This is a genomic window from Streptomyces polyasparticus (genome assembly GCF_014493765.1).
GTDB lineage: Bacteria > Actinomycetota > Actinomycetes > Streptomycetales > Streptomycetaceae > Streptomyces > Streptomyces polyasparticus.
Window position 1 is genome coordinate 1 of sequence record NZ_JACTVJ010000073.1, and the last position, 3,676, is coordinate 3,676.

Annotated in this window: 5 pseudogenes; 3 read left to right on the forward strand and 2 right to left on the reverse strand. The window is 66.5% G+C overall.

Annotated features, from left to right (window positions below):
* Nucleotides 1-99: 99 nt before the first annotated feature.
* Nucleotides 100-654 (reverse strand): annotated as a pseudogene (locus H9Y04_RS45445) (transposase); the annotation flags it as partial.
* Between the two features lie 62 nt (nucleotides 655-716).
* Here H9Y04_RS45445 and H9Y04_RS48760 point away from each other — a divergent pair.
* Together H9Y04_RS48760 and H9Y04_RS45455 are read left to right on the forward strand one after the other, a co-directional pair.
* Nucleotides 717-2,286, forward strand: a pseudogene (locus H9Y04_RS48760) (ISL3 family transposase).
* A 19-nt stretch (nucleotides 2,287-2,305) separates the two neighbouring features.
* Nucleotides 2,306-3,124 (forward strand): annotated as a pseudogene (locus tag H9Y04_RS45455) (IS5 family transposase).
* Nucleotides 3,125-3,133: 9 nt separating this feature from the next.
* Here H9Y04_RS45455 and H9Y04_RS45460 read toward each other — a convergent pair.
* Nucleotides 3,134-3,316 (reverse strand): annotated as a pseudogene (locus tag H9Y04_RS45460) (transposase); the annotation flags it as partial.
* A gap of 162 nt (nucleotides 3,317-3,478) precedes the next feature.
* Here H9Y04_RS45460 and H9Y04_RS46400 point away from each other — a divergent pair.
* Nucleotides 3,479-3,676, forward strand: a pseudogene (locus H9Y04_RS46400) (hypothetical protein); the annotation flags it as partial.

A 3,676-nucleotide genomic window follows, 5' to 3' on the forward strand; every position in this document is an offset into this window, starting at 1 on the left:
GATCAGTCGGATACGCGCGCCGTTCCCCGGCCATCTCGGCCTCCATCAGCGCAGGGACTACCAACTCGCCTGACCTGAACGGGGCTTCTCAGACACCCTCTACTGAGCTTGAACTCGTGGTGTCGTTGGGTTGAGGGATAGGCCGGTTCCGGTGAGGCATCCGTCGATGAGGTCGCTGCGGTATTGGATCGTGCGTAGGCCGCGGCGGATGGTCTGGACGAGGTGTTCGGGGTTGGTGAAGGCGACGTTGCTGAGCCAGCCGCGCCGCAGCAGTGACCAGATGCCCTCGACCGGGTTGAGATCCGGCGCGTGAGAGGGAAGTTGGTGGACGATCAGCCAGTCCCGGCCAGCGGTCCAAGTCCGCAACCGGACATCGAGGTGGACGTTCAAGTTGTCCCAGACGAGCACGATCGGTCCGCTGAGTTGTTGGTGGGCGATCTGCAGCAGGTCGCGGTAGTCGCTCCAGGCGAAAGACTTGCGGCCATCGCGTTGGCCGTCGTCGCGGCGGGGCGGGTAGATCAGCCGGGAACGTTCGCCCGTCTTGTAGCAGGTCAGGGCCGCGATCGAGACCCGGCGGCGGGAGCGGCCACGGACCCGGATGATCGGGGTGTGACCGCGCCGAGCCCACGTGCGGGCGATCGGCGGCGTCATCGAGAGGCTCAGTCAAGATTTCCGTGACGGAGTGACGTTGCGTTACCTCGGTGGCATGGTCGGTTGTGTCTGACAACTTGCTCGGCATTGTGTTCCCGCACCTATCGAAGGTGCTGGTGGAACGGGTGCGTGTGGAGGACGGCGTGGTGAGGGTCAAGGCCCGTACCCGGCGGCGTGTGCTGCGGTGCCCGGACTGTGGTGTCTCCTCGTCCCGGGTCCACAGTTGGTATCAGCGACACCTTGCTGACACGGCTGTCGGCGGACGCCCGGTGGTCATCGACTTGGCCGTACGCAGACTGGTCTGCGACGCCGAGGATTGCACGCGGCGGACCTTCGTGGAACAGGTCGCGGGGCTAACCATCCGCTACGGCCGCCGTACCGTTGCGCTGCTGGAAGTGGTGCAGGCCATCGCCCTGGTTCTGGCGGGCAGAGCCGGCGCACGGCTCGCCGGGATCCTCCACATCGTCGTCAACCGGGGCACGTTGCTGAACGCGCTGATGGCACTGTCCGACCCAAGCCCTCGGTCGCCGCGTGTGTTGGGAGTGGACGATTCCGCCACCCGCCGCGGCCGGAAATACGGAACGGTGCTGGTCGATGTCGAGACCCGCGCGGTCCTCGACTTGCTGCCCGGCCGGGAGAAGGAACCCGTTGCGCTCTGGCTGACCCGGCACCCCGGCACCCCGGCACCCCGGCATCGAAGTGATCTGCCGGGACCGGGCTGGCGCCTACGCTGAGGCAGCCCGCGCCGGAGCACCAGAAGCGAGGCAGGTGGCTGACCGTTGGCACCTGTGGGACAACCTGGCCCACGCCATCGAGCGGACCGTCATCGCGCACCGACCGTGTCTGCATTCACCGGAGTTCACCGAGTCCGACACTTTTCGACGCATGGTCGCCGCACCGCCCTCGATACTCAACCCGGATACCGGTGAGGAGAAGTGGCTGGTCACACGCACGCGTGAGCGACATGCAGCAGTTCAGCGACTGCTGGCTCGGGGCTGGTCGATCAGTGCGATCGGGCGGGAGCTGGGGCTGGCCCGGCATACCGCGGAACGCTATGCCCACTGCAAGAACCTCGACGGTCTCATCGACGGCTCCCTTCGCACCACACGCCTGGACGACTACAAGCCCTACCTGGTCCGGCGCTGGCACGAGGGGTGCACGGACGCCGCCCGCCTCTTCCGGGAAATCCGGGCTCAGGGTTACCCGGGACGGACCCCGCAAGCCGTCCGACGCTACCTCCGCCCACTCCGGACATCTCTCGGCTCGATCCGATCACCGGCCCCGGTCCACAAACCTCAGCAGATCGCCAACTGGATCATGCGGAACCCGGAGCACCTCCGAGCTGACGAAGCGCGTCAGCTGGACGAAGTGCTTGCCCGTTGCCCGGAGTTGTCCGCAGCTCGAGGCCACGTAACCGCATTCGCACGCATGGTCTGCGGCCTGCGCGGCGACCACTTCGCCACCTGGACCGACGCCGTTCGCGGCGATGACCTGCCCGCCCTTCATGCCTTCGCCGACGGACTGCAGCGCGACCAGGACGCCGTCATAGCAGGACTGACCCTCCCCTGGAGCTCGGGCCCCGTCGAGGGACACGTCAACCGGATCAAGATGCTAAGACGGTGTCCTATGTGGTGAGGCGTGGTAGAACCCCAACATGGGGCAGTGGACGTGGAGTTGGATCGTTCCGGACGGGCTGTGGGAGATCGCGAAGCCGTTGATCCCGCCGTCGAGGGTGCGGCCGCAGGGCGGCGGAACACCGAACGTACCTGATGAGACGCTGTTCGCCGCCATCGTCTATGTGTTGGTCAGCGGCTGCGCCTGGCGCCAACTGCCGCCTTGCTTCGGGATATCGAAGTCGACTGCTCACCGGCGGTTCGTGATCTGGTCCAGAGCTGGGGTGTGGGGTCGGCTGCACGAAGCGGTCCTGCACCGCCTGGACGACGCTGGCCTGATCGACGTCTCGCGTATCGTGCTCGACACTGCCCACGTCAGGGCGAAAAGGGGGGGGCGAACACACAGGTCCGAGCCCGGTGGACCGGGGCAAGCCGGGTTCCAAGATGCACGTCCTGTCGGACGCGAACGGGCTGCCCCTGGTCGTCGGTATCTCGGCTGCCAACGTCCACGACAGCGAAGGGCTAAAGCCGATGGTCGCGGGCCACCAAACGAGACACGCCCCCACCGCGGCCGCTGCATCAAGCATCAGCGCCTGCACGCAGATAAGGCATACGACGTCCCCCACCTGCGCAGATGGCTTCGGGGCAAACGGTTCGGCGTGCGCATCGCCCGCAAGGGCATCGAGTCCAGCGAACGATTGGGCCGTCGCAGGTGGGTGATCGAGCGCACGATGTCGTGGCTGTCCGGCTACCGCAGACTCAGCCCCCGCTATGAGCGTCATTCCCGCAACTACCTGGCCTTTCTGGGCCTCGCCGCAGCCATCTGCTGCTACAAGCGACTCGTCCGCCTCACCACATAGGACACCGTCTAAGGCCCTGACATGCGAGGAGTCGACTACGCAGCGGGACCAGTCGAGTCGGGCTGCCGCATTAAGCTCGGCCAACAGCGTCTCGTGGAGCCGCTGCCAGACGCCGGCCTCGTTCCAGTCCCGCAGTCGGCGCCAGCACGTCATCCCGGAGCCGAAGCCGAGCTCCTTGGGAAGGTGTTCCCAAACCCCGGGCAATTGCATGTGTTGCACGAAGGGTGCGGTGCTGAGCTGCGGACCTGTATGGATGGGGTACGCCCGCTCTGCCGTCTGGTGAGGGTGTGAGCTGGCCCTTTGTGGAGTGTCGTGCATTGGGTGCATGATTCGCGCACCCGAAGGAGGTGCTCTGTGGCGGATTCGGACTCTGGAGACGGTTCGGCCCGGCTCCTTCTGGTCGAGGGCGTCGCACTCTTGCACCCGGAGGACGCGGTCCTTGAGGCGATGCTTGAGGGGTGGGCTCGGCAGCAGCGCGATGTCCGCCCCGTGCGCGGTCGGACCAACGAGGGAGCGCCGCTGTGCAGTGGTTGCTCGCAGCGTCGCAAGCCG